At 58.5% G+C, this 24,655-nt stretch carries 22 protein-coding genes and 1 rRNA gene; 12 read left to right on the top strand and 11 right to left on the bottom strand.

Annotation, left to right across the window (positions count from 1 at the left end):
• A 16S ribosomal RNA gene (locus GM655_RS11540) occupies window positions 1-116 on the bottom strand; the annotation flags it as partial.
• A gap of 539 nt (window positions 117-655) precedes the next feature.
• On the opposite strand from GM655_RS11540, the gene GM655_RS11535 reads away from it, so the two are divergent.
• The 3 genes from GM655_RS11535 to GM655_RS11525 all read left to right on the top strand — a co-directional run bounded on the left by GM655_RS11535 (window position 656) and on the right by GM655_RS11525 (window position 4,093).
• Window positions 656-2,014 carry a sensor histidine kinase gene (locus GM655_RS11535; protein ID WP_155434785.1) on the top strand — a complete coding sequence of 453 codons (1,359 nt, stop codon included), beginning with the start codon at window positions 656-658 and terminating at the stop codon, window positions 2,012-2,014.
• Window positions 2,015-2,073: 59 nt separating this feature from the next.
• Window positions 2,074-2,835, top strand: a complete 762-nt coding sequence (locus GM655_RS11530; protein ID WP_155434784.1) for a LytR/AlgR family response regulator transcription factor — start codon at window positions 2,074-2,076, stop codon at window positions 2,833-2,835.
• A 91-nt stretch (window positions 2,836-2,926) separates the two neighbouring features.
• Window positions 2,927-4,093, top strand: coding sequence for a sensor histidine kinase (locus GM655_RS11525; RefSeq protein WP_155434783.1), 1,167 nt, complete (start codon window positions 2,927-2,929; stop codon window positions 4,091-4,093).
• Here GM655_RS11525 and GM655_RS11520 read toward each other — a convergent pair.
• The 3 genes from GM655_RS11520 to GM655_RS11510 all read right to left on the bottom strand — a co-directional run bounded on the left by GM655_RS11520 (window position 4,090) and on the right by GM655_RS11510 (window position 6,973).
• On the bottom strand, window positions 4,090-5,181 hold the full coding sequence (locus GM655_RS11520; protein WP_503826588.1) for a porin: 1,092 nt from the start codon (window positions 5,179-5,181) through the stop codon (window positions 4,090-4,092). The two genes, GM655_RS11525 and GM655_RS11520, sit on opposite strands and share 4 nt — an antisense overlap.
• A gap of 182 nt (window positions 5,182-5,363) precedes the next feature.
• Window positions 5,364-6,017 carry a class I SAM-dependent methyltransferase gene (locus GM655_RS11515; RefSeq protein WP_155434782.1) on the bottom strand — a complete coding sequence of 218 codons (654 nt, stop codon included), beginning with the start codon at window positions 6,015-6,017 and terminating at the stop codon, window positions 5,364-5,366.
• Window positions 6,018-6,031: 14 nt separating this feature from the next.
• Window positions 6,032-6,973, bottom strand: coding sequence for a CysB family HTH-type transcriptional regulator (locus GM655_RS11510; RefSeq protein ID WP_155434781.1), 942 nt, complete (start codon window positions 6,971-6,973; stop codon window positions 6,032-6,034).
• A 153-nt stretch (window positions 6,974-7,126) separates the two neighbouring features.
• Here GM655_RS11510 and GM655_RS11505 point away from each other — a divergent pair, with 153 nt between their 5' ends.
• The 7 genes from GM655_RS11505 to GM655_RS11475 are packed head-to-tail and all read left to right on the top strand — an operon-like array spanning window position 7,127 to window position 14,089.
• Window positions 7,127-8,818, top strand: a complete 1,692-nt coding sequence (locus tag GM655_RS11505) for a nitrite/sulfite reductase (protein WP_155434780.1) — start codon at window positions 7,127-7,129, stop codon at window positions 8,816-8,818.
• Entirely contained in the window at window positions 8,811-9,413 is a 603-nt protein-coding gene (locus tag GM655_RS11500) for a DUF934 domain-containing protein (RefSeq protein WP_155434779.1), read from the top strand. Before GM655_RS11505 ends, GM655_RS11500 begins: the two co-directional genes overlap by 8 nt.
• A gap of 9 nt (window positions 9,414-9,422) precedes the next feature.
• Entirely contained in the window at window positions 9,423-10,142 is a 720-nt protein-coding gene (locus GM655_RS11495; RefSeq protein WP_155434778.1) for a phosphoadenylyl-sulfate reductase, read from the top strand.
• 48 nt (window positions 10,143-10,190) lie between these two features.
• A complete protein-coding gene (gene cysD, locus GM655_RS11490) occupies window positions 10,191-11,123 on the top strand; it encodes a sulfate adenylyltransferase subunit CysD (protein WP_155434777.1) in 933 nt (310 codons plus the stop codon).
• Window positions 11,123-12,442: a sulfate adenylyltransferase subunit 1 gene (locus GM655_RS11485; RefSeq protein WP_155434776.1), complete on the top strand. Its 1,320-nt coding sequence runs from the start codon at window positions 11,123-11,125 to the stop codon at window positions 12,440-12,442. The genes cysD and GM655_RS11485 overlap by 1 nt, the downstream gene beginning before the upstream one ends.
• Before the next feature lie 48 nt (window positions 12,443-12,490).
• Window positions 12,491-13,258, top strand: a complete 768-nt coding sequence (gene cobA / locus GM655_RS11480) for a uroporphyrinogen-III C-methyltransferase (protein ID WP_155434775.1) — start codon at window positions 12,491-12,493, stop codon at window positions 13,256-13,258.
• A 39-nt stretch (window positions 13,259-13,297) separates the two neighbouring features.
• Complete coding sequence (locus GM655_RS11475; RefSeq protein ID WP_155434774.1) at window positions 13,298-14,089, top strand: glutaminyl-peptide cyclotransferase; 792 nt, start codon at window positions 13,298-13,300, stop codon at window positions 14,087-14,089.
• A gap of 6 nt (window positions 14,090-14,095) precedes the next feature.
• On the opposite strand, the gene GM655_RS11470 is transcribed toward GM655_RS11475, so the two are convergent.
• Genes GM655_RS11470 through lptF form a run of 3 tightly spaced genes read right to left on the bottom strand, consistent with a single transcriptional unit; the run spans window position 14,096 to window position 16,781 of the window.
• Window positions 14,096-14,467, bottom strand: a complete 372-nt coding sequence (locus GM655_RS11470) for a sirohydrochlorin chelatase (protein ID WP_155434773.1) — start codon at window positions 14,465-14,467, stop codon at window positions 14,096-14,098.
• Between the two features lie 11 nt (window positions 14,468-14,478).
• Complete coding sequence (gene lptG / locus GM655_RS11465; RefSeq protein ID WP_155434772.1) at window positions 14,479-15,648, bottom strand: LPS export ABC transporter permease LptG; 1,170 nt, start codon at window positions 15,646-15,648, stop codon at window positions 14,479-14,481.
• Window positions 15,645-16,781 (bottom strand): LPS export ABC transporter permease LptF, encoded by a 1,137-nt coding sequence (gene lptF, locus GM655_RS11460; protein ID WP_155434771.1) that lies wholly within the window; start codon window positions 16,779-16,781, stop codon window positions 15,645-15,647. Before lptF ends, lptG begins: the two co-directional genes overlap by 4 nt.
• A gap of 102 nt (window positions 16,782-16,883) precedes the next feature.
• Here lptF and GM655_RS11455 point away from each other — a divergent pair, with 102 nt between their 5' ends.
• Window positions 16,884-18,377, top strand: coding sequence for a leucyl aminopeptidase (locus tag GM655_RS11455; RefSeq protein ID WP_155434770.1), 1,494 nt, complete (start codon window positions 16,884-16,886; stop codon window positions 18,375-18,377).
• Window positions 18,378-18,453: 76 nt separating this feature from the next.
• Here GM655_RS11455 and GM655_RS11450 read toward each other — a convergent pair whose 3' ends face one another.
• From GM655_RS11450 to GM655_RS11440, 3 genes are read right to left on the bottom strand one after another with little or no spacing between them, the layout of a single operon-like run.
• A complete protein-coding gene (locus GM655_RS11450; protein ID WP_229632517.1) occupies window positions 18,454-18,903 on the bottom strand; it encodes a hypothetical protein in 450 nt (149 codons plus the stop codon).
• A gap of 59 nt (window positions 18,904-18,962) precedes the next feature.
• On the bottom strand, window positions 18,963-19,157 hold the full coding sequence (locus GM655_RS11445; protein WP_155434769.1) for a DUF1653 domain-containing protein: 195 nt from the start codon (window positions 19,155-19,157) through the stop codon (window positions 18,963-18,965).
• Complete coding sequence (locus tag GM655_RS11440) at window positions 19,157-19,564, bottom strand: phiTE_015 family protein (protein ID WP_155434768.1); 408 nt, start codon at window positions 19,562-19,564, stop codon at window positions 19,157-19,159. Before GM655_RS11440 ends, GM655_RS11445 begins: the two co-directional genes overlap by 1 nt.
• A gap of 417 nt (window positions 19,565-19,981) precedes the next feature.
• Here GM655_RS11440 and xth point away from each other — a divergent pair, with 417 nt between their 5' ends.
• On the top strand, window positions 19,982-20,749 hold the full coding sequence (gene xth / locus GM655_RS11435) for an exodeoxyribonuclease III (protein WP_155434767.1): 768 nt from the start codon (window positions 19,982-19,984) through the stop codon (window positions 20,747-20,749).
• Between the two features lie 29 nt (window positions 20,750-20,778).
• Here the strand turns inward: xth and GM655_RS11430 are convergent, their stop codons facing one another.
• Window positions 20,779-24,411 carry an EAL domain-containing protein gene (locus GM655_RS11430; RefSeq protein ID WP_155434766.1) on the bottom strand — a complete coding sequence of 1,211 codons (3,633 nt, stop codon included), beginning with the start codon at window positions 24,409-24,411 and terminating at the stop codon, window positions 20,779-20,781.
• Between the last annotated feature and the right edge of the window lie 244 nt (window positions 24,412-24,655).

Raw genomic sequence — 24,655 nt, 5'->3', positions numbered from 1 at the left:
TATTACTCACCCGTTCGCCACTCGCCACCAGAGCAAGCTCCGTGCTGCCGTTCGACTTGCATGTGTAAGGCATGCCGCCAGCGTTCAATCTGAGCCAGGATCAAACTCTTCAGTTTAATCTCTGTTTTTTGCCATTTCTGGCACCGTTATTTCTAACGGGTCGCTCACTCAAAATACTGACAGTTCGCTTCTTTTACAAAGCGTCCTATTTCATTTATTTCTTGTGAACATTTGATATTTTTTAAGTATCACGAAGACTAGCTTCGTGTGCACTTTCATCAAACGTCCACACTTATCGACTGTGAATTTTTAAAGAACTTTTCTTTGGCACTGCTTGCTGCGTTTCGACAAATCGTTTTGTTTGTCAGCAGCAGAGAAGCGAGAGTATGAAGCGTTTAAATCGTTTCGTCAACCCCTACTTTTCAACTCGTTTAACTCGGCGCTGCTTCTGAGCGACGCCTTGTTTTGCGAGGGGGCGAACTATAGCAAATAGTTGGCGGCTTAGGCAAGCCCTGCTTTTTATCGCGCTTTTCACCGTCCAATCCCGTTTTTATGCAGACTGTCGCATTCACTTGGCAAGTACAGGCTCGCCTCGTTACAGTTGTAACATCTGGCCCATTGCCATACAGACCGAATTCAGGAGTGCTTCGTTAATATGCTGCCCAATCCCAAAACCCAGGAAACACTCCGCGCCGCCGGTATTTGGCTGCACCGCTTTTTCGACACGGTGGCGACCTGGGTAACCCAGCTGTCCTGGTGGAAGTTCTTAGTCTTTGCCATCCTGATGCTGATTGCAGGCTCTATTCTGCAGGACGAATTATTCTCCTCCGGCCCAGATGAGGAAGTTGTTGTCCATAATGAAAAACGTCCGAAGCGGAAAAATGGCGACACCAACATCCTGATCGACGATAGCGGCATCCATTTCAACCCGCGCGGCAAAATTCGCAACAAGGATAGCGAAAGCAGTGCCCCGCCGGCATCCCCCACGCCACCACGCGAGCCTGCTGAACCAAGGGAGCCTGCTGAACCCGCTCCCGCCGCCGAGCCTGCGCCACCGGCCGAAGCTACCCCTCCCGGCCAGCGCGGCAAAGGCGGCAAATCGACCGCCTCGGTTCCTGCGCTGCCTACCCTACCGGGCGAAGAGGTGCATATCGACTTGCCACCACAAATTGGCGAGGAACTGTCGAATGCTATCGAAGAAGCTGTCGACGATGCGGCCGAGCAGAAGGTTACCCGCTACCATCGTCAGGCTTCGACCTGGTTCAAGAGTTTCGTCACCCTGCTGGTACTGGCACTGTTCGGCACCAAAGCGCTGATGGGCGGCAAGAAACGCGCCGAAGCAGAAACCCAGAACGCCAATGCGGCAGCGGAACGGGAATCCATGCAGCGCCAGCTCAGTGAAGCCAAAATGCAGATGATGCAGGCACAGGTAGAACCTCACTTCCTGTTCAATACGCTGGCCTCGGTTGAACACCTGATACAGACAGACCCGCCACGCGCCTCGGCCATGCAGCGCAGCCTGATCAAATACTTGCGCGCGGTGCTGCCCCAAATGCGCGATAACACCCTGATTACCAATCTGGGCCGCGAAGCGGACATGGTGCTGGCCTATCTGAACCTGCTGAAAATGCGCATGGAAGAGCGCCTGACCGTGGACTTCGACATCCCTGAAGGCTTGCGCACGGCCGCCTTCCCGCCCATGATGCTGCAGTCCATGGTAGAAAATGCGATCAAGCACGGCCTCGAAGCCAAGCCGGAAGGCGGCACGCTGAAAGTGCGCGCCGATGTGGCCCACAACAAGCTGCGCGTGATCGTCACGGATGATGGTCTCGGCTTCGGTGCCATACCTAGCGATGGCACGGGACTGGGCCTGATGACCATACGCGAACGCCTGAAGCTGCTGCACGGCGATCAGGGCCAGCTATTGATCGCGGCCAACAGCCCTAGCGGGGTGATCGCCACGATTGAGGTGCCCTACCAGCTAGCCCAGTCGTCCGATAAAAAACCCAATTGATTATTCACCCGATTCGTTGAATAATCGCTTAACTAAAAAACATCAAAGAGCACGTACACATGCCTACAGCAATTATTGCCGACGACGAGAGACTGATGCGCGACCAGCTGCGTATGCGGCTGGAACAGGTCTGGCCTGAACTGGAGATTATTGGCGAAGCCAAAAATGGCGATGAAGCCATCGAACTGGTCGATCAGCTCAAACCTGACTTTACCTTCCTTGATATCCGCATGCCGGGCAAAACCGGCATGGAAGCCGCCACGGCCATCGGCACCAAAAGCCACATCGTGTTCGTCACCGCCTACGATGCGTATGCCGTGGAAGCATTCGAGCGCGGTGCGGTGGACTATGTGCTGAAACCACCTGAGCCCGAGCGCCTGCAGATTACCGTTGATAGGCTGAAGACCCGCCTGTCCAAACCGGCTGCCGACGTCAATGCCAGCGTGACCGCCATGCTGTCGCAACTGGCAGAGAAGATCGCCGCCCCCAAGCCGGCCCACCTGCAATGGATACAGGCCAGCATCGGTCAGGATCTGCGCATGATTCCCGTAGAAGAAATCCTGTTCTTCCGCTCGGATGAGAAATACACCTGCGTCCAGACCGAACGCTACGAGGCGCTGATCCGCAAACCCGTGCGCGACCTGGCAGACGAGCTGGACCCTGCCCTGTTCTGGCAGATCCACCGTGCCACGCTGGTCAACGTCAACGCCATAGAGGGCGTCACGCGCGATATCCGTGGCCGCCATCTGGTCATGATCAAAGGCCGCCCCGAGCGCCTTGAAGTGAGCCGCAGCTTCCTGCATCTGTTCAAACAGATGTGATACTGCCGGCGACGCCTGCGGCAGCGCAAGCTGCCGTGCTTCGCTTGTTCTAGTGTAGAGCCATGCGGTGCAAGCCGCGACGGAGAATTCCATGGCTCGCCACCGTACCCTGTTATGGCTCACCACCGGCATAGCCTTCGCCATCGTCTGGCTACAGCGCAGCCGCCATACGCCCGCCAGCACCAACCCCACCTCCCAGCGCAGCCGCAGCATCATCCAGCATGCCAGCGACGCCATCATTTCCACTGACGAACATCAGCGCATCTTGCACGCCAATCCTGCTGCGGCTGCCATGTTCGACACCAGCGTACAAGCCATGGAAGGCGCGCCACTACAGCGTTACCTGCCACGTGGTCAGCGCCAGTACAGCGACAGCGGACAGGGCCGCTATTTCGGCGAGACCGGCATACGCCTGCGCATGAAGGGGCGCCGCGCCGGCGATTATCTGGTGACGGGACAGCGCGCGCACGGCCAGCTCTTTCCACTGGAAGGTTCGATTTCGGCACTGAACGAGAATAATCACAACATCTACACCATCATTCTGCGCGACATCACCGAACGCAAGCAGGTGCAGGAGCAGCTGGAGCAGTCCTACGCACAACTACGCCAATTGTCCGCTGCACTGCAGACCATACGCGAAGAGGAACGCAAATATATTGCACGGGAATTACATGATGACTTGGGCCAGTTGCTGGCCACCCTAAGGGGCGATCTGGCACTACTGAAGCGCGCCCAACCATTCGGACCCTCAGCGCGCAAGCTGCTGACGGGTATGGACACTCTGCTGATGTCGGCCATTACTTCACTACGCCGCATCGCCAGCAATCTGCGGCCACGCGCACTCGATGAAGGCGGACTGTACTACGCACTGGAGAGTCTGCGCCAGGACTTCGTCAATCGTTACAACATCCCGTGTCAGATGCAGGCCAGCGAAGAGGAATTGATACTGAATGATACCTACAGTACGGAGATTTTCCGCATCGTGCAGGAAGCGTTGACGAATATCTCGCGCCACGCAGAAGCCAGCAAAGTTTCACTGTCGCTGCAGCGCCAGCCGCCCGATTTAAAGATAGAGATACAAGATGATGGACGCGGCATCGCCGAGCAGGACATGGACAAGGCCATGACTTTCGGCCTGCTCGGGATGCGCGAACGCGTGCGTGCTTTACGGGGCGAGATCACCATTATCAAAGACGGCGGCACACGGATCACTATCCGCCTGCCGCTGCCGGATCAGGCTCCCGCCCCTGCCGCTTAGAACGAGTGGCGTACGCCGATGTTGAAGGCCTTGTTGCCCGAACCAGCTTCGTTGTTGTTGCCAACGGTATAGCCAGCGCCGTTCTTGTTCTTGATCTTGGCGTAAGCCACGTAGGTGCTGGTACGCTTCGACAGCGCGTACAGGTAACCCACAGCCCACTGGTCAGCATCTTGATTGAAGCTGGTCTTGTCGTTCTTACGGGTGTAAGAAGCCAGAACGGTACCGGCTGGTGCCACTGGAACCGACACACCGATCAGCAGATCGTTGCTGTCCAGACTAGCTTTAGGAGCAACAGCGTAACCGTAGGCATTAGCCACTGGCAGAGCAGCGCTGTTCACGCCTTTGTCTGCGCCGTAGGCGAAGTAGGCTTTAGCAACCTGGAAGTCGTAGTTGATGGCGAACAGGGTGTTGCGGCCGGTGTCCTGCAGCTTGGCTGGGGTGGAGCCTACAGCAGCGGTGTCGTTGTTACGGTTGTTGTACACCAGACGGGCATTCAGAGGACCTTGAGCGTAGTTCAGGCCCAGACCGAATTGACGGCCAGCGGTGGCGCTGCCAGCTTGCTCGCCCAGCGAGTACAGGGCTTCGGCGCTGAAGCCTTCCATCGTAGGCGTAACGTATACCAGAGCATTGCTGGTACGGGTGTTAGCGCCTGCGGTTGGGAACAGATTCTTGATGCTGCCAGCGTAGCCAGCGCCGAATGGGTCAGCAACCTGGCTCATGGCGTTGTACAGCATCGTGTATTGACGGCCGATGGTCAGGCAACCAGCTTCTTTGCTCTTCAGACCAACGTAGGACAGACGGTTGAACAGAGCGCTGTTGGTGTTGTCCAGTGCGCCGTCGTCCACTTTCAGACCGGTTTCCAGTTGGAAGATAGCCGACAGGCCACCACCCAGATCTTCGGTACCGCGGAAGCCCAGACGGGACTGGCCGCCGATGCCGCTGGTTACTTTGGTCACACTGCCGGCGGCGCCACCGCGCTCGCTCACCAGACCTGCATCGACCAGACCGTAGATCGTAACGTTCGATTGAGCTTGGGCTTGTGCGGCGAAGCCGCCGATGATCATTGCTGCCAGAGTCAGTTTTTTCACTTGAAAATCTCTTTGATGAGTTAATAGAAGGTAAAGCTTGTTTTGCATCTACGGGGCGAATCATGCCTACCAATTGCTTCAGGAATGTGACATGACCGGATTTGTTGCAAATCAACGTCATAAAAGAAAAAGCCGCTAAAAGCGGCTTTTTTCGATAATTCTCAAGGAAATCCGTGCATCTGCTATTTCAGTCGGCAGCTCAGCAGGTAGTAATATTCCAGCCGCTCGACACGGATCTGGCGCGCTGCCGTGGCAAAACGCTTACGCAGGGTGCTGTCGGTCAGGTAATTTTTCATAATCTCGTAACGCTGGCCGTCATCGGCCGTGAGGATCTGATAAGTATTGCCTTCGGCGTCGGTACGGGCGAACACCATGGAATTGCCGTCCACATAGGACTCGTCCAGCAGCACCAGCAGAATATCCTTGCCCAGTTTGGCACGCAGCGTCTTCAGGTATTTCTCCTGATCTTCGCGCTTCACGTGGCCCCACAGGCCGGCAGCGAACACGGCGGTGTACTTGCCTTCCAGCCCGTCCGGCAGATTAAACGCATCCATCACGCTGAAAGTGACCACATCTTCGTCCAGACCACGGGTTTCGGCCAGTTCTATCATTTCCGGTAGCAAATCGGTGGCATGCACGGATTCCGCCACTTCGGCGATCAGGTCAGTCCAGTAAGCCGTACCGCAGGCCAGCTCCAGCACTTTATGGCCCTGGAACAGCTCGGCGACCATTTCCTGCAGGTCGTCCAGATCATCGAAGCGCTCTTCCTGCGCATAGACCTGATCATAGTTGTCGGCGTTGACGGCATAGAATTGTGCCAACTGATTGGTAATCATGGGATGCTTTCTCTTTATAGTTCGTAGTGCTCTTTTTCACCGTTCATGGCCTGCTCGATCAGCTTACGGTTGAGCGTAGGCGCCAGCAATTCAATGAAGGTATATATATAGCTGCGCAGATACGCGCCCTGCTTGACCGCCACCCGCGACACATTCATGCCGAACAGATGGCCTACAGGGATGGCGCGCAGATTCTTGTCCCGTTCCGGGTCAAACGCCATACCGGCAATAATGCCTATGCCCATGCCCAGTTCCACATAGGTTTTAATGACATCAGCGTCTATGGCTTCCAGCAACACGTCCAGCTTCAGACCACGCAGGGAAAACGCATGGTCGATCTTGCTGCGGCCGGCGAAGGCGCTATCGTACGTGATGATGGGGAAAGCGGCAATTTCTTCCAGCGTTACTTGCTTGGATTTCAATAAAGGATGGTCAGGCGGCACCACCACCACGTGTTCCCATTGATAACATGGCAATGTGATCAAACCATTAATTTCCGCAATCGATTCGGTAGCAATGGCCAGATCAGCCTGATCGCGCTGTACCATCTCAGCAATCTGCTGGGGATTACCTTGCAATAAAGATAAGCGCACCTTGGGGAACTTCACCATGAAGGCCTGCACCACTTTCGGCAAGGTGTAGCGCGCCTGGGTGTGGGTGGTGGCGATGGTAAAACTGCCGCTGTCCTGTGCCGCGTACTCTTTACCTATGCGTTTCAGGCTATCGATTTCCTGCATAATCAGTTCTACCGACTCCAGCACCAGCCGGCCCGGCTCCGTCAGGCCGCGGATACGCTTGCCGTGACGGGTAAAAATATCCACGCCCAGCTCCTCTTCGAGCTCGATAATGGCCTTGGACACCCCCGGCTGCGAGGTAAACAGTGCCTTGGCAGCGTCGGTCAGGTTGTAATTCTGGCGTACAGCTTCGCGCACGAAACGCAATTGATGTAGGTTCATTGCAGGTTCTGGCCCATCTTAATTATTAAGTGTTCTAGCTTATACCCAATACGTATATAAGCAAATAAAGACTAAGTCGTATGGAATAAAGACGAAGTTTATTACTATTGCCGCTAGTTTGGGGATTCTAGCCAGCGACTATCTAGGAAGAATATGTATCAATACGACCAATATGACCATCTCATCGTCCGTGAACGCATTGCCCAGTACCGCGATCAGGTACGCCGCCGTCTCGCCGATGAGCTGACCGAAGCCGAATTCCTGCCGCTGCGCCTGCAAAACGGCCTGTACATGCAGCGTCACGCCTACATGCTGCGTATCGCCGTGCCTTACGGCCTGCTGGCATCGAAACAGATGCGCATGTTTGCCCATATTGCCCGCAAGTACGACCGCGGCTATGGCCACTTTACCACCCGCCAGAACATCCAGTTCAACTGGATGGAGCTGGAACAGACCCCGGACATCCTGAGCGAACTGGCTTCGGTGGAAATGCACGCCATCCAGACTTCGGGCAACTGCATCCGTAACACCACCTCCGACCCGTTCGCCGGTGTGGCCGCCGACGAGATCATCGATCCGCGTCCGTATGCGGAAGTGCTGCGCCAGTGGTCCACCTTCCACCCTGAGTTCATCGCGCTGCCGCGTAAATTCAAGGTTGCCATCAATGGTGCTGAAGAAGACCGCGCTGCGATTGCCGTGCACGACATCGGCCTGACCGTGGTGCGCAATGAAGCGGGCGAAATCGGCTTCAAGTTCATGGCCGGTGGCGGCATGGGCCGTACCCCTATTCTGGGTAGCGTAATCCGCGAATTCCTGCCATGGCAACACCTGCTGACCTACACGGAAGCCGTGATGCGCGTGTATAACCAGTACGGCCGCCGCGACAACAAGTACAAAGCCCGTATCAAGATACTGCTCAAAGCCATCGGCGTGGAAGAATTCACGCGTCAGGTGGAAGCCGAATGGGCCGACCTGAAAGATGGTCCAGAAACCCTGACGCAGGATGAAATGCAGCGCGTGATCGACTACTTCCAGCCGCATGCCTACAAGGCGCTGGACAACATCGACTATCTGGCACAGCACGCCGACAACAAGGCGTTTGCCAACTGGGTCAAGCGCAACGTCAAGGCACACAAGCAGGCTGGCTATGCCGCCGTGGTGCTGTCGCTGAAGAAGACCGGCGTGCCGCCGGGCGACGCGACCGCCGAACAGATGGACTTCATGGCCGATCTGGCCGACAAATACAGCTTCGGCGAACTGCGCGTCACGCACGAACAGAACATCGTACTGGCCGACGTCGAACAGTCGCAGTTGTACACGCTGTGGGAACAGGTCAAAGCCAAAGGTCTGGCCACGCCGAATATCGGCCTGCTGACCGACATGATCTGCTGCCCGGGCGGCGACTTCTGCTCGCTGGCCAATGCCAAGTCTATCCCGATTGCAGCGGCGATTGCCGAGCGCTTCGACAGCATCGACTTCCAGCACGACATCGGCGAAATCGAATTGAATATTTCGGGCTGCATCAACGCCTGCGGCCACCACCACGTGGGCGGTATCGGCGTACTGGGTGTGGATAAGGATGGCAGCGAATGGTATCAGGTCTCGATCGGCGGCGCGCAAGGTAACAACGCCGCCATCGGCAAGATCATCGGCCCATCGTTCTCGGCGCTGCAAATGCCGGAAGTAATCGGCCGCCTGCTGCAGGTGTATGTACGCGAGCGCGCCGAAGGCGAACCGTTTGCCGAATGCGCCCAGCGTCTGGGCATCGCCCCGTTCAAGGAATTTGTATACGCCACGCCGATCGTCGAACCCGGTCGTCTGGTAGGAGAGGATGAATATGCATGATGTAAAGACCCAGAACGCCGGCCAGATCATCAAAGGCCGTAGCGTCGTCGAAGATCAATGGCTGGTACTGCGCGGCCCGGAACTGCCGGAAGGCGTGAAGGCCGAGGCTGAAGACATCGCTGCCCTGGCCGTCCCTGCCGGTAAAGTCATCGTGCCGGTGGCAGTGTGGAACGCCCAGCGCGAAGCGCTGCTGGCACGGGCTGCAAATGGCGAAATCGGCGTCTGGTTCGCCAGCGACGAACGCCCGGAACCACTCAAGGACGATCTGGCCAAGTTCGCAGTCGTCGCAGTGGACTTCCCGAAATTCACCGATGGCCGCGGCTATTCGATCGCCTACAACCTGCGCACCCGCCTGGGCTGGACCGGCGAGCTGCGTGCGATTGGCGATGTGCTGCGCGACCAGCTGTTCTCGATGCAGCGCGTGGGCTTCGACGCCTATGCCGTACGCGCCGACCGCAACATCCACGATGCGCTGAAAGGCCTGTCCGATTTCTCGGAAACCTATCAGGCTTCGGTCGACCAGAAAGTACCGCTGTTCCGCCGCCACACCCGCAACGTGGGTGTCAATACTGGCGATGCCGGCTTCGGTATCTAAGGACACACCATGACTGACCTGAACCAGAAAATCGCCGACACCAGCGCCACGCTGGCGCGCATTGCGGCCGACTTCAGCCCCGCTGTTTTCGCCTCCAGTCTGGCCGCCGAAGACATGGTGCTGACGGACCTGATCCTGAAGGCCAAGCTGAACATCGGTATCTTCTCGCTCGAAACGGGCCGTCTGCACAAGGAAACGCTGGACATGCTGGATCGCGTCAAGCAGCACTACGACGGTTACGAGATTGCCCTGTACCGCCCGCAGGCAGAAGCAGTAGAAGGCTACGTGGCCCAGCATGGCCTGAACGCTTTCTACGACAGCGTGGAAATGCGCCGCGAATGCTGCCGCATCCGCAAGGTCGAGCCGCTCGGTCGTGCACTGGCCGGTAACAAGGCATGGGTCACGGGTCAGCGCCGCGCCCAGTCCACCACGCGCGCCGAACTGCATGTGCAGGAAGATGATCCGGCCCACGGCATGACCAAGTTCAATCCGCTGGCCGACTGGTCGGAACAGGACGTATGGGACTACCTGCGCAACAATGGCGTACCATATAACGCACTGCACGATCAGGGCTACCCGTCGATCGGCTGCGAACCTTGCACCCGCGCTGTCCAGCCGGGCGAAGATGTGCGCGCCGGCCGCTGGTGGTGGGAGAACCCCGACTCGAAAGAGTGCGGCCTGCACATGGTCGACGGCAAACTGATACGCATTAAATCCGTGGCGGCGTAAGCTCCAGCGCCACAGAAAACCCAGTACACACAAGAATAGGCAATCGTCATGAACGCTCTCGTTGAAAACCACGCCGCGCACGTCAATTCGCGCCACCTCGATGCTCTGGAATCGGAAGCGATCCATATCCTGCGCGAAGTCGCGGCCGAATGCAGCAACCCTGCCCTGCTGTTCTCGGGCGGTAAAGACTCGGTAGTGCTGCTGCGTCTGGCGGAAAAAGCTTTCCGTCCCGGTAAATTCCCGTTCCCGCTGGTGCACGTCGACACCGGCCACAACTTCCCTGAAGTGATCACCTTCCGCGACAAGCGCGTGGCCGAACTGGGCGAACGCCTGATCGTGGGTTCGGTGGAAGACTCGATCAAAAAAGGCACGGTACGTCTGCGTAACCCGCAAACCGATTCGCGCAATGCCGCGCAAGCCGTGACGCTGCTGGAAACCATCGCCGAACACGGCTTCGACGCCTGCATCGGCGGCGCGCGCCGCGACGAAGAAAAAGCCCGCGCCAAGGAACGCATCTTCTCGTTCCGCGACGAATTCGGCCAGTGGGATCCGAAATCGCAGCGTCCGGAACTGTGGGATCTGTATAACACCCGCGTCCATCCGGGCGAGAACATGCGCGTGTTCCCGATCTCGAACTGGACCGAACTCGATGTGTGGCAATACATCGCCCGCGAAAAACTGGAACTGCCGCCGATCTACTTCGCGCACGAACGTCAGGTGATTCCACGTAACGGCCTGCTGGTGCCGCTGACCGATCTGACCCCGCCACGCGAAGGCGAAACGGTGGAAACGCAGGTGGTACGCTTCCGTACCGTGGGCGATATCTCCTGCACCTGCCCGGTATCGTCCGATGCAGCAACGGTGGAGCAGATCATTGCCGAAACGGCCGTGACCCAGATTACCGAACGTGGCGCCACCCGTATGGACGACCAGACCTCCGAAGCCTCGATGGAAAAACGTAAAAAAGCAGGATACTTCTGATGAACGCACGCATAGAAACCCAAGCCGCAGACCAGACCGAAAAAGGCCTGCTGCGCTTCATTACCGCCGGTTCCGTCGATGACGGCAAATCCACCCTGATCGGCCGCCTGCTGTTCGACAGCAAAGGCATTTTCGCCGACCAGCTGGACGCCATGTCGCGCTCCAAGCACAAGCGCACGGTAGGCGACACGGTCGACCTGTCGCTGCTGACGGACGGACTGGAAGCCGAACGCGAACAGGGCATTACCATCGACGTGGCCTACCGCTACTTCGCAACCCCTAAGCGTAAGTTCATCATCGCCGATACGCCGGGCCACGAACAGTACACCCGCAATATGGTGACGGGTGCTTCCACCGCCGATGCCGTGATCATTCTGATCGACGTGTCGAAAGTGAAGCTGCGCGAAGATGGCGGTGTGGATCTGCTGATCCAGACCAAGCGCCACTCCACCATCGCTCACCTGCTGCAGATCGAGCACGTGATCGTGGCCGTCAACAAGATGGATCTGGTGAACTACGACCAGAGCATCTACGACCGCATCGTCAAAGCCTACGGCGAATTCGCTGCCACGCTGGGCCTGAAAGACATCACGCCGATTCCGCTGTCCGCCCTGACCGGCGACAACGTGGTGGACAAGAGCGAGAAGCTGGACTGGTATCAGGGCCCTACCCTGATCGAGCTGCTGGAATCGCTGTCGGTGTACGACGAATCGCACGCTGCGCCATTCCGCTTCCCGGTACAGCTGGTGGCACGCCACAACGGCCACGAAGCCAACGACTTCCGCGGCTACATGGGCCGTATCGAAGCCGGCAAGGTTTCGGTAGGCGACAAGCTGGTGGTGCAGCCTTCGGGCCAGAGCGCTACCGTGAAAGACATCCTCACGCTGGAGGGTTCGCACCAGTCGGCCGTGGTGGGTCAGTCCATCACCCTGCTGCTGAACGAATACCTCGACATCTCGCGCGGCGACATGCTGGCCGGCGCCGAACAGCCAGCCACCCTGCTCAAGCAGCTCAAAGCGGACGTCTGCTGGATGTCGGATGAAGCACTCGACCTGCGCCGCAAATACTGGATCAAGCACGGCACCAAACAGACTTCGGCCAAGATCACCACCATCGAGTCTCTGCTGGACATCAACACCCAGCAGCGTCACAGCGCAGAAGGCCTGAAGCTCAACGATATCGCCCGTATCGGCCTGACTGTGCAGCAGCCGCTGGCAGCCGACGCCTATGCCGATATCCGTGCTACCGGCGCCTTCATCCTGATCGATGAAGTCACCCACCAGACCGTGGCTGCGGGCATGATCCGTCTGGCCGACTAATTGGCAAACGTAGCACTCGTAGCAACCGCAGCAAACTAGGAGCACAGCATGTCAGCATTGGGAAAAGTCTATCTGATCGGCGCCGGTCCCGGCGCGCAGGATCTGATCACATTACGTGGCGCGCGCCTGCTGGCGCAAGCCGACGTGGTGCTGCACGACGCTCTGGTGACAGACGAAATGCTGGAGCTGTGCCCGCAAGCGGAGAAAATCCTGGTCGGCAAGCGCTGCGGCCAGCTCTCCACGGCGCAGCAGTTCATCAACAAGCAGATGATCGATAGCGCCAAGAAATTCCCGCTGGTGGTACGCCTCAAAGGCGGCGATCCGATGATGTTCGGCCGCGCCGATGAAGAGCTACGCGCGCTGGAAGAAGCTGGCATCGAAGTGGAAGTGGTGCCCGGCATTACTACCGCGCTGGCCGCCGCCGCCGCCACCAAACAGCCGCTGACCAAGCGCGGTGTGGCACGCAGCGTGGCCTTCTTCACCTCGTCCACGGCGCCGGAACACAGCGAGCACGAGGCCATCCCCGACACCGACACGCTGGTGCAGTACATGGGCGGGCGCGAAGCCATCGCCACGGCAAAACGCCTGCTGGGACAAGGGCGCCATCCCGAAACGCCAGTAGTGGTGATCGAGAACTGCAGCCGTCCCGACCAGCATATCCGCCGCCTCACCATCGCCGCGCTAGCGCAAGGACTGGGCGCTGCCCACGGCCCTGTGCTAGTGATGCTGGGCGACGCCATGCAGATGCGCGCCCACCAGTACGATGCCGATAGTGCCTTGACCACCGAAGCAAAACCTCAACAACGCCGCGCCTGATCCGTAATAGAATATCCATTGCTACCAACCGAGGTCACAATGGATTTTCTGCGCACGTCGTACGTCACTGCCCGCTACTCATTCGCCCTGCTCGCCACGAGCCTGCTGCCGCTGGCCGCTGCTGCTGCCATTCCCACCTACGATTTCAAGGTCGTGCGCAGCTATCCGCATGATCCGCAGGCGTTCACGGAAGGCTTGCTTTACCGCGACGGCTTCCTTTACGAGAGCACTGGCCTGAACGGCAAATCGTCGATCCGTAAAGTGAATCTGGAAACGGGTGCCATCCTGCAAAGCAAGGACATACCGCCGCAGTATTTCGGCGAAGGCCTGACCGTATGGGGCAATGCGCTGGTGGGGCTCACATGGCAGACCCAGACGGGCTTTGTATTCGATCTGGCGACCTTCGAAATGCGCAGCCAGTTCGTCTATCCGGGTGAAGGCTGGGGCCTGACCCAGAACGGCAAAGAACTGATCATGAGCGATGGCACGGCCACGCTGCGCTTCCTCGATCCCAAGACCTTCCTCGAAATACGGCGCGTGAAAGTGACGGCAGACGGCATCGCCGTCGATCAACTGAACGAACTGGAAGTGGTGGGCGACGAAATCTTCGCCAACATCTGGCATACCAGCACCATCGCCCGTATCGATCCGGCGACGGGCAAGATCATAGGCTGGATCGATCTGGCCAAGCTGTATCCCGCTGCCGGCAAAGGCCTGAATGGCGAAAACGTCCTGAATGGCATCGCCTACGATGCAGAAAAAAAACGCCTGTTCGTGACGGGCAAGCTGTGGCCCAAGCTGTACGAAATCAAACTGGTGCCACGCAAATAAAGCGGATTAGACAGGCAGCGACGCCACGCAGTAGTCCGACAGCGCATTGAGCACGGCCGCATTTTCTCCGGCAGCTTCCACCACCTTGATGGCCACTTGCGGAAAGCTGCTGCGCAGTTCTTCCACCATCACCGGCAAGTCACGCATCACATGACCGCCCTGCCCCAGAAATACGGGCACCACGGTCACCTGCGTGACGCCGCTGGCGGCCAGCTCGGCCACCAGTTCGGGCAGGCGCGGCGCCATCAATTCAAGAAACCCAAGACGCACTTGCACATCAGGCAAACGTGCCTGCGTCAGATCGCGCAGCTTTTCAAACGGTACAGCCCACGCTGCAGAGCGTGCGCCGTGGGCAAACAATACGAGTGCGCTGCTCATAAGCTGATTCCTTAATGTCGTTCCACCCACCACAGCGCCCACAGCGCCAGTAGCAGGAACAATATACTGGGCGCTATTGCCGTAATCACGGCCGGCCATGTGCTGAGCATGCCCAGATGGGAGAACAGCGTATTCACCAGCAGGAAGCTCACACCGATCATAATGCCGATGAAAATCTTCAGGCTCACGCCACCGGCACGCGTGTGCAAATAGCCGAATGGCAGGGCTAGCGCCATCAGCACGAAAATCGCCAGCGGGTCGAACAGCTTCTTCCAGAACGCGATCTTGAAGCGCTCCGTCTCCTGCTTGTTTTCCTGCAGGTGGCGCGTGTAGGCTGCCAGCTCAGAAGCCGACATACGATCCGGATCGGAGCCTGCCACCGCAAGGATGCGCGGCGTTACCTCGGACAGCAGATCCTTGGTCGCCAGCTTGCTGGTGCTGATCATGCTGGTATCCTGCGCGAAGTTGTTCTCCAGCGTGGCCACACTGCCTGGTTTCAGCAGCCCCGGATTGGTGAACAGGTTTTCCGTCACGTCCGTCATCTGCCACAGATTATTGCCCTTGAACGATGCAGTCGCCGCCAGCGTAATCGAACGCAGACGCAGTTCGTTATCGAACTCGTACAGCTTGACGCCGACCAGCGTACCATCCGGCTGCACCTTTTTCACATTGAAAAAACGCGAACCGATGACAGTGCCCTTCATGCCTTCCGATTTGACGATGTCCTTGGTCCACAGGCCGGAACGAAATTCCGAGGAAATCGCAGCGCCACGTGCCGTCAGCTTGATTTTCTCGGCGATAGGCGCGGTACGGGGCGTAATCACTTCACCGAACAGAAAAGTCACCAGCACCAGCACCAGCCCCACCTTGGCCAGCATCCATGCCACCATGCCGGTCGACATGCTGGACGCACGCATGATGGTGAATTCCGAAGTGGCGGCAAACTGCGCCATCGTGTAGATGGTGCCGATCAGCGCGGCCAGCGGCATCACTTCGTATACATGGCCCGGCAACTGCACCAGCACATACAGGAAGGCGTACTGGATCGCGTAACCGTTCTTGCCTACCGAAGGCAGTTCCCCCGTCAGGTCCATAAAGGCCTGCAGCGCGAGGAAGGCCACCAGCACAAAGGCAACGGCCTGCAGAATGGAGACCGCGAAATAGCGTTGCAGGATTTTCATTTGAGTTCGGCCTTCTTGTCAGCAGCGCGATTGCGCTTCAGAGCCGACAGCAAAGCCAGCGGATGATAACGGTGGTTCAGGTTGAGGCGCCAAGCAAACAGCGCAAACACCAACAGCAGAGCGATCAGGTGCAGCGGCCACCACGACATCACGAAGCTGGCCTTACCCTGTTTGACGCTGGCCTCGACCAGTTTGACCATATTGCTATAGCTGAAGAAGATCAAGAGCGCGATGATCAGGTTGGCCGAGCTGCCCGCGCGAGGATTGACGAAACCGAGCGGTATGGCCAGCAGTATCAGAATCAGGCAGGTCGCGGGCGAAGCGATGCGCCACAGTAGTTCGGCACGGGCGAAGTTGGAGTTATCCGCCAGCAGTTCCATGGTGGGCACAGCATTGATATTGCGTTCGGCATCCAGATCCTGGCTACGCGGCGTTACGCGCATGCTGTAGCTCTCAAATTCCATGGTCTGGAAATCGGACTGGCCTGGGGTACCCTGATAACGACGGCCATTCTTCAGCACCAGATAGCGCTCGCCTTTAGGACCGATATTGATCACCCCTTCGCGCGCCACCACCACTGCCGTACCATGTTCGTCGACCGTATTGACGAACACGTTCTGCACCACGGCCTTCTCACCGGCCACACCTTCGACGAAGAAAATCCGGTTGGCGGAAGCCGATTCCTTGAACTGGCCGGGCGAGACTTTCTGCAGATCCTCGCGCTTTTCGAAGCGGTCGACATATTCCGAGCTTTTCAGCTGCGCCCACGGCGTCGCAACAAAGCTCAGGCCAGCCGTTAGCAGCACCAGCGGCAGGCCGAAACTCAGCACCGGCGGGATCCAGCGGGTCAGGCTCAGGCCAGAGGCGAACCACACCACCATTTCCGAATCGCGGTAAGTGCGGGTGACCACCATCAGCACAGAAATAAAGCTGGTGAGGATGACGATAGTTGGCAGATAATTCAAGGCGGCGAACGCGATCAGCGCGATCACGTCGCCAGATGCGACCTTGCCGCCGGCAGCCTTACCAAGGACGCCGATCAGGGTCCACGTCACGCTGATACTGAACAGCACCGTGAAGGTGGCCCCGGCTGCACTGGCCATTTCACGACGTAAGGCGCGTTGAAAGATCATTCGAAGTTTATAATTCGGCAGTTAAGGGCTCATCACAGAGCCACAGTTTAAATAACAGCCTGTATAACGGGCTGGCAATTCGTACACGACACGGAGAATCAAATGGACTTTAGCATAAAAGCATTCGACACAAAAAACACCATCGCTACGGCCAAAGCCGGCGTTGTGGCCGTCGCAGTCTTCGAAAACAAGAAGCTGTCGCAAGCGGCCAAGGCACTCGATGCTTCGGGCGAAATCAGCGCTGCGCTGAAGTCTGGCGACATCTCCGGCAAAGCCGGCAGCACCCTGCTGCTGCGCGGCGTTAAAGGCGCCAGCGCCGAGCGCGTACTGCTGGTAGGTCTGGGCAGCGAAGACAGCATCAGCGAAAAGAGCTTTGCCAGCGGCGTGGCCGCTGCACTCAAGGTGTTTGCTACCCTGGGCGCAAGCGACGCTATTATCGCATTGCCGATGTCGGAAGTGAAAGAGCGCGACGTTAACTGGGCAATCCGCTGCGTAGTGCAGACTGCCCACGAAGGCGTGTTCCGCACCGACGGCCAGAAGAGCAAGAAAGACCCTGCACCAGCCGGCGTGAAGAAAATCGCTCTGGCCGTGGCCAGCACCGCCGCCACCAAGCTGGCACTGGCTCAGGCCATCGCGATTGCCAACGGCATGGACCTGACCAAGGAACTGGCCAACCTGTCGGCCAACGTCTGCACCCCGACCTATCTGGCCAATACTGCCAAAAAACTGGGCAAGGATTACAAGTTCGACGTTGAAGTGCTGGACCGCAAACAACTGGAAGCCCTGAAAATGAACAGCTTCCTGTCGGTCACCAACGGCAGCGAACAGCCACCGAAGTTCATCATCCTGAAACACATGGGCGGCAAAGCCAAAGACGCGCCAGTGGTGCTGGTCGGTAAAGGCATTACCTTCGACACGGGCGGCATTTCGCTCAAAGCCGGCCCCGGCATGGACGAGATGAAGTTCGACATGGGCGGCGCCGCATCGGTACTGGGCACCTTCCGCGCCATCGGCGAAATGAATCTGAAGCTGAACGTGATCGGCGTGATCGCGGCTTGCGAAAACATGCCATCGGGCCGCGCCACCAAGCCAGGCGACATCGTCACCTCGATGAACGGTCTGACCATCGAAATCCTGAACACAGATGCGGAAGGCCGTCTGGTCCTGTGCGATGCGCTGACCTATTCGGAGCGCTTCAACCCGGCCGCCGTGGTCGATATCGCCACCCTGACGGGCGCCTGCATCATCGCGCTGGGCCACCATAAGAGCGGCCTGTTCACGCGTGACGACGAAGCCCACAACAAGCTGGCCGACGAGCTGCTGGCCGCCGGTAAAGCTGCCAGCGACACCGCATGGCGCCTGCCTATCGGCGAAGAGTACAACGAACAACTGAAGTCCAACTTCGCCGATCTGGCCAACATCGGCACGCCGGGCGGCGCATCCTGCACGGCTGCAGCCTTCCTGGAAAACTTCACCCGCAAGTACACCTGGGCCCACCTGGACATCGCCGGCACGGCATGGAAATCGGGCGGCGCCAAGGGTGCTACCGGCCGTCCGGTACCGCTGCTGACCAACTTCCTGATCAACCGCACCTGATCCGGTTAGCCCATGCAAAAGGCCCGCAGTGCGGGCCTTTTTTTATGCCGGGCGGCGCTGCTGCCGCAGCCAGGCTTCAGTACAGCGTCACGCCAGCCGCCGGTGCGGGCGCCATATCGCGCTCGGTAGCAGGCCGCATCAGCACCGTCAGCGTGGCCGGATATTCGTAGCCGGCACCCGTGTTCTTGTCGACGAAGTAGCCCACGCCTGCTGTCAGCACCAGATTGCCCCACAGGCTGCTATTCACCTTGGAATCAACTTTCTCGTAAGCCCAGCCAGTGCCATCCTGCTTGCAGTCGATACGCAGCGGGCTGGCGCTCTTGCGCAGGCTGATGCGGGCCGGCGTCGTCACGAACCATTTGCCCACATCGTTGGACAGCACACAGCCAACACCAGCGATCTGGCGGTGATTGAGCACCGTCTGCACCAGCACGGACTGCTCGGTGTTTTCCGTCAGCGTCGCGCAGGCACTCAGCGCCAGCAGTGCGGCCATACCGGCAGTAACAGGGAATAAGCGATAGAACATGGTCGACCCAGAGTATCTTCGGTCACACCAGTGTAGCAGCGGGGAGGAAAAGCAAAGGCTCAATCAAGCGGTGTAAAGCGTGGTACTTTCACGCCATCGACCTCGACGAGTTCGAAGAAAACATCTTTGGGGCGGGTCCAGACGGTGCCGTTCGCGGCGCGATACACGATGACTGGACGGAGATCAGCTTCCTGGGTGGCCTCACACACGAGTTCGTAGAGGCCACCTTTGTAATGCCTGTAGCGTTGCGCCATCAGGCGTTGTGATGCACGCGATCCGCCGTTTTGGCCGGTTGCTCGGCCACGGTTTCCTGCTTCTGTTTCAGACTCTGCACCACTTTCAGGATATCGTCCAGACCACCGGCACCGCCGAGCGACGAGAACGCGTCCAGTACTTCGTTGAGCACCTGATTACGCACCGCCGCATCGTTCTGTGCAATGGCCGGAGCGCGCTGTACTGCCTGTTTGGCTTTTTCCTGAGCTTCGGCTTCCTTCTGGGCAGCCGTTTTACGACCGCCGGGAGCTTTGCCGTGGGCCAGCGCTGCCTGCCAGATCACCCAGCGGCGCTGGGTCTCAAAGACCAGGTATTCATCAGGTTTATCTTCGCGACGTCGGACGATGTGACCGTCTTTCTGTGCCCATGCTTCAAATGCAGCTCGCATTTTTCATCCTTTGCAAATGCGCTACGCGCAATTCACTATTAAAACCACAAGTAATTTCCATATAGTACCATTTATTATTATTTTACAACATAAAAATATGTGTGGTACTTGTTATTTTTTATTGCCGCCGAGAAAAACTAGTTCTCTGATGAATTTGCAATAGTATATTTCTTTTTTGCTTACTATGTCTGTATTTTCCGTTCAATTTTGACAACGGCGAGACATTTTCAGAAATTTTTTTTCATTTTTCGGCGATTTGCTGCATTTTAGCCTCGCCCTCGTTCCGCACAAAGTCCTTTTCGATGTTTTTTTACAAAAATGATTAACTATGCAACAACAACCTGCCTGCGGCAGATGCGGTAAGATGCGCGGCATGAATTCAACCGCCCCAACGGCAACGCAAGAAAGAACACAACAATGAAATTGGCCACCTGGAACGTCAACTCTCTCAACGTCCGCCTGCCCCATGTACTGAAATGGCTGGAGGAAAATCCCATCGACGTGCTGTGTATTCAGGAAACGAAGATGACGGATGATAAGTTCCCGCAAGCCGCGATCGAAGCGGCCGGCTATCACGTCGTCTACAGCGGCCAGAAAACTTATAACGGTGTCGCCATCATTTCCAAGTCGCCCATCGCCGATGTGGTCAAGAACAATCCGCTGTATGAAGATGCCCAGCAACGTATCATCGCCGCTACGATAGATGGCGTACGGGTGGTGTGTGCCTATGTGCCTAACGGCCAGAGTATCGATTCCGACAAATACCAGTACAAGCTGGGCTGGCTGGCCGCCTTCCATGACTGGATCAAGGCCGAAGCAGCGCAGTATCCGCAACTGGCCGTGGTAGGCGATTACAACATTGCGCCGGAAGACCGCGATGTGCACGATCCGGCCGCGTGGGAAGGACAGGTACTGGTGTCGGTGCCGGAGCGCGCAGCGCTGCAGCGCCTGCTCGACATCGGTCTGGCCGATGCCTACCGCCTGTTTGAACAGGCGGAAAAATCGTTTAGCTGGTGGGATTATCGTGCGCTGGGTTTCCGTCTCAACAAAGGGCTGCGCATCGACCACATACTGCTCTCGCCGGCGCTGGTACAACGCTGCAGCGCCTGCATAATCGACCGCGTGCCGCGCAAATGGGAGCAGCCTTCCGACCACGCGCCCGTGGTGGCCACGCTCGACGAATAGACACCACCTGACAGCCTGCCGGCGCCTGCTCAGGCGCGCGGCAGCAGCAACTGGGCCGTCGCATGCGGCACCGGCTGCGAGAACAGATAACCTTGCGCATACTGGCAGCCGCTACGCTGCAGCAAGGCATACTGCCCTTCCGTCTCCACCCCTTCCGCCACCACCGATAGCTGCAGGCTGTCCGACAGCGCAATAATCGCTTCGACGATGGCGCGGTCTTCCGCGCTCGCCTCCAGATCCTTGACGAAGGCCCGGTCGATCTTCAGCTTCTTCACAGGGAAGCGCTTGAGATAGGCCAGACTCGAATAACCAGTGCCGAAATCATCGATGGAAAGGCGGATACCCAGCTTGTCGATCTGCCCCAGCACATCCAGCGTCTGCTCGCCGTGCTGCATCAGTGCCGTTTCCGTGATCTCGAATTCGATCATCTGCGGGTCCATGCCCGTATCGGACAGTATGGTACGGATGGCGTCCATCAGACCACGGTGCATGAACTGGCGCGGCGACAGATTCACCGCCAGCGGCACCGGCAGCATGCCGGCCGCGCGCCATGCCATGCTCTGGGTGCAGGCCTGTCTGAGCACCCACTCGCCCACAGCCACGATCTGGCCATTCTCTTCCAGGATAGGGATGAAATGGTCGGGCTGTATCAGCTCGCCCTTGTGGCGCCAGCGCAGCAGCACTTCCATGCTGTGCAGGCGGCGCGTACCGATGTCCATGATGGGCTGATAGTACAGCTCGAATTCATCCAGCGCCAGCGCGCCGCGCAAGCTCGACTCCAGCTCGAAGTGGCGTGCGGCCGTCTGATTCATGGCCTCTTTGAAGTACTGGTAATTATTCCGGCCGCTGGCTTTGGCGTGGTACATCGCCGCATCGGCGTGGCGCATCAGCGTCTCCACATCGCCGCCATCATCAGGGAATACGGAGATGCCGATCGACGGGGTGATATGCAGATTGCGCCCTTCCAGCGGGAAGGACTCGGACAGCGCTTCGATAATCTTCTGCGCCACATTGCTGGCTTCTTCGGACGAGCGTATGCCCGGCACCAGCACCACGAATTCATCGCCGCCCAGGCGGGCCACAGTATCGCTGGCGCGCACCGCGCGGCACAGGCGGCTGGCCACTTCCTTGAGCAACTGGTCGCCTGTCAGGTGGCCCAGCGTATCGTTGATGGTCTTGAAGCGGTCCAGATCGATGAACATCACGGCCAACAGGCGTTCCGAGCGCAGCGCCGCCAGCATCGCACGGTCCAGCCTATCGGCCAGCAGCGAGCGGTTGGGCAGGCCGGTCAGGCTATCGTGATAGGCCATGTGATGCACGCGCGCTTCGGCCTGCCGGCGCTCCACGATTTCAGCCTGCAGCTGGGCATTGGCGCCCGCCAGTTCGGCCGTACGTTCCTGCACGCGCAGTTCCAGCTCATCGCGCGCGCGGCGCACAGCATCGGCCGCCTCGTGGCGTTCCGTCACATCGTCCACCAGCCAGACGGAGCGCCCGCGCGGCTGCGACAGGTCGAACGGCCGACCCGATAGGCGGCCCCAGAACAGCGAGCCATCGCGCCGCACCAGCCGGTATTCGGAGGCGTGCACCCGGCCCGCCTCGAAATCGCGCGCGGTGGCCGCACGGGCCCTGTCCCACTCCTCCAGATCGGGATAGAAGGACTGCACGCTGAGCGCCTGCATCTCGCCCGGCGCGTAGCCGAACAGCTCTTCCATCTTGGCGTTGCAGCGCACGTTGCGGCCCTGCTCTATCATCGAGATGCCCATCACGGCACTATCGAGGATGGCCTGATTCTCCAGCAGCGCATTGCGCAGCGATTCTTCCGCGCGCTTCTGTTCGGTGCGGTCTTCGATCACCCAGATGGTGCCCTGAGTCGGATCTTCAGGATTGATGACATAGCCGATTAGCTGCGCCCACATGCGTGTGTCATCAGCGCGCCGCATTTCGATCTCGGTCTGGAACGGTTTGCCCACCGACAGGAAGGGATAGGCTTTAGCGCCCAGCGCTTCGTAGTCGGCACGGGACGGATAGAGCGCCATGCCGGGCAGGCCTAGCGCCGCATCGCCTTCGTAGCGGAACATCTCGGCAAAGCCGCGATTGTAGCGCGTGACCACGCGGTTCTTGGTGAACAGAATGCTCATCGACGCATTGGTCATGATGGCTTCGACTTCCATCTGCATCTGGCGCGATACCGTCACGTCTTCCAGAATCCAGATGGTGCCGCCTTCATGGTGGCTCGCATCGACGGCTTTGGCACGCACGCGGCACCAGAACAGACTGCCATCTTTGCGCTTGAATTCATACTCGGCGAGTTCAAACGGCAGCCCTTTGCCCAGCAGCGGCGCCGCTTCGCGCCGGAACGCCCGGTACAATTCATAGGACGGAAACACGGCCGAAGAAGGCTGGCCTATCATTTCGTTGACATCGTAGCCGAACATCTGTGCCATGCGCGGATTGCAGCTAACTACCGTATGCGATTTACTGAACAGGATACCGATCGACGCATTATCAAGAATCGCCTTCTGTTCCAGCAGTAGCTGGCGCGTGCCTTCTTCATGCTGACGCTGGGCGCTGCGGTCATCGAAGATCCAGATGGTGTCCTGCTGCGAGCGGCCCGGATTGATCACGTAGCCAAACGCGTGGGCCCAGAAAGTCGAGCCATCCTGCCGGCGCATTTCCATTTCGGCCTGATAGGGCTTGCCGCTGGCCAGCAGTGGCAAGGCTTGGGCCATCACGGCATCGAACATCGCACCGGACGGGTACAGCGTGGACGTCAGGCGCCCCACCCCGCTATCGACACTGAAGCCGAAGAATTCGGCAAACCGGTCGTTATAGCGCAGGATGCGGTGATCGCGCTGGAACACGATGGCCAGCGGCGCATTGTCCATAATGGCCTGCATCTCCAGCAGCGCACGGCGCAGCTTTTCCTCGTCGATGCGGTGCTCGTTGATGTCTTCGACGATCCAGATGGTGCCATCGGCCGTATGGCTAGGATCGATCGCCCGCCCATACAGACGGGCCCAGAACAGCGTGCCATCCTTGCGCCGCAACTGCGCTTCGCGTTTGAACGACAAGCCCTGTACCAGCAGCGGACCAGCCGCCCGCCCCAGTTCGATAAACTCCGCTTCGGACGGGAAGACTTGATTGGTAGATCCGCCTTCGAGTTCCTGCCGGCTATAGCCCAGCATCTCGGCACAGCGGATATTGCATTCCTGTACGGTGGCATCTTTGGTGAACAATATCCCGACCGCGGCATTTTCCAGTATGGCCTGCTGCTCGAGCAGCGTCTTGCGCAGCGCGCGCTGGTCGCGCTCCAGCTCGGTAATATCATGGAATACGATGGTGGCGCCACGCACGCCAGCGCTGGCCGGCAGCGGCTTGCTGCTGGCCTGTACGGACAGATAGCGCCCGTCGGCACAAGTCAGGCAACTGTCCCAGCGCTGATAGTCCTCGACTGCCGTCTGCATGGCGGCCAGGCTGGCAGCGCGCACATGGCGCGCAAACAGGTCGCCCGCATTGCGCCCGGCCGGATCCGTACCCAACAAGGCCACCAGTTCCGGATTGGCAGCAAGCAGCGTGCCGTCCACGTCGTAAGCGCAGGCGGGAACGCCTACCAGCGCGAGGGCCTCGGCAATAAATTCGGAATAGCTTGCAACGTAAGTCATGAAAACCTGTGGCATCTGATCGGCGATGCCACCTCGCCCATTACCACTTGGCAGCATAGTTGGCAGATGATAAACCACAAACTCGGACTACGCCAACGCGGCGCCCGAGCAAAGCTCCTAAAAACGACAATGCCCGGCGAACCGGGCATTGCGTTTCAAGCATTATTTATTTTCGGCTAATTCAGTCACTTGATATAGCTAAGTTTCGCATTGAAAGTTAGCGCATCGCTGTGGCGCTTAGCCG

The sequence above is a fragment of the Pseudoduganella danionis genome, assembly GCF_009720775.1.
Taxonomy (GTDB): domain Bacteria; phylum Pseudomonadota; class Gammaproteobacteria; order Burkholderiales; family Burkholderiaceae_D; genus Rugamonas; species Rugamonas danionis.
This window is presented reverse-complemented; position numbering and strand designations above follow the sequence as displayed.

Excerpts from the sequence above, each read along its gene's own strand:
- GM655_RS11510 (WP_155434781.1), bottom strand. The coding sequence starts at position 6,973 with ATGAACCTACATCAATTGCGTTTCGTGCGCGAAGCTGTACGCCAGAAT.
- GM655_RS11430 (WP_155434766.1), bottom strand. The coding sequence starts at position 24,411 with ATGACTTACGTTGCAAGCTATTCCGAATTTATTGCCGAGGCCCTCGCG.
- xth (WP_155434767.1), top strand. The coding sequence starts at position 19,982 with ATGAAATTGGCCACCTGGAACGTCAACTCTCTCAACGTCCGCCTGCCC.
- GM655_RS11470 (WP_155434773.1), bottom strand. The coding sequence starts at position 14,467 with ATGAGCAGCGCACTCGTATTGTTTGCCCACGGCGCACGCTCTGCAGCG.
- lptG (WP_155434772.1), bottom strand. The coding sequence starts at position 15,648 with ATGAAAATCCTGCAACGCTATTTCGCGGTCTCCATTCTGCAGGCCGTT.
- GM655_RS11515 (WP_155434782.1), bottom strand. The coding sequence starts at position 6,017 with ATGATTACCAATCAGTTGGCACAATTCTATGCCGTCAACGCCGACAAC.
- GM655_RS11440 (WP_155434768.1), bottom strand. The coding sequence starts at position 19,564 with ATGCGAGCTGCATTTGAAGCATGGGCACAGAAAGACGGTCACATCGTC.
- GM655_RS11530 (WP_155434784.1), top strand. The coding sequence starts at position 2,074 with ATGCCTACAGCAATTATTGCCGACGACGAGAGACTGATGCGCGACCAG.
- GM655_RS11450 (WP_229632517.1), bottom strand. The coding sequence starts at position 18,903 with ATGTTCTATCGCTTATTCCCTGTTACTGCCGGTATGGCCGCACTGCTG.
- GM655_RS11505 (WP_155434780.1), top strand. The coding sequence starts at position 7,127 with ATGTATCAATACGACCAATATGACCATCTCATCGTCCGTGAACGCATT.
- GM655_RS11500 (WP_155434779.1), top strand. The coding sequence starts at position 8,811 with ATGCATGATGTAAAGACCCAGAACGCCGGCCAGATCATCAAAGGCCGT.
- GM655_RS11445 (WP_155434769.1), bottom strand. The coding sequence starts at position 19,157 with ATGGCGCAACGCTACAGGCATTACAAAGGTGGCCTCTACGAACTCGTG.
- lptF (WP_155434771.1), bottom strand. The coding sequence starts at position 16,781 with ATGATCTTTCAACGCGCCTTACGTCGTGAAATGGCCAGTGCAGCCGGG.
- GM655_RS11475 (WP_155434774.1), top strand. The coding sequence starts at position 13,298 with ATGGATTTTCTGCGCACGTCGTACGTCACTGCCCGCTACTCATTCGCC.
- GM655_RS11455 (WP_155434770.1), top strand. The coding sequence starts at position 16,884 with ATGGACTTTAGCATAAAAGCATTCGACACAAAAAACACCATCGCTACG.
- GM655_RS11485 (WP_155434776.1), top strand. The coding sequence starts at position 11,123 with ATGAACGCACGCATAGAAACCCAAGCCGCAGACCAGACCGAAAAAGGC.
- cobA (WP_155434775.1), top strand. The coding sequence starts at position 12,491 with ATGTCAGCATTGGGAAAAGTCTATCTGATCGGCGCCGGTCCCGGCGCG.
- GM655_RS11535 (WP_155434785.1), top strand. The coding sequence starts at position 656 with ATGCTGCCCAATCCCAAAACCCAGGAAACACTCCGCGCCGCCGGTATT.
- GM655_RS11495 (WP_155434778.1), top strand. The coding sequence starts at position 9,423 with ATGACTGACCTGAACCAGAAAATCGCCGACACCAGCGCCACGCTGGCG.
- cysD (WP_155434777.1), top strand. The coding sequence starts at position 10,191 with ATGAACGCTCTCGTTGAAAACCACGCCGCGCACGTCAATTCGCGCCAC.
- GM655_RS11525 (WP_155434783.1), top strand. The coding sequence starts at position 2,927 with ATGGCTCGCCACCGTACCCTGTTATGGCTCACCACCGGCATAGCCTTC.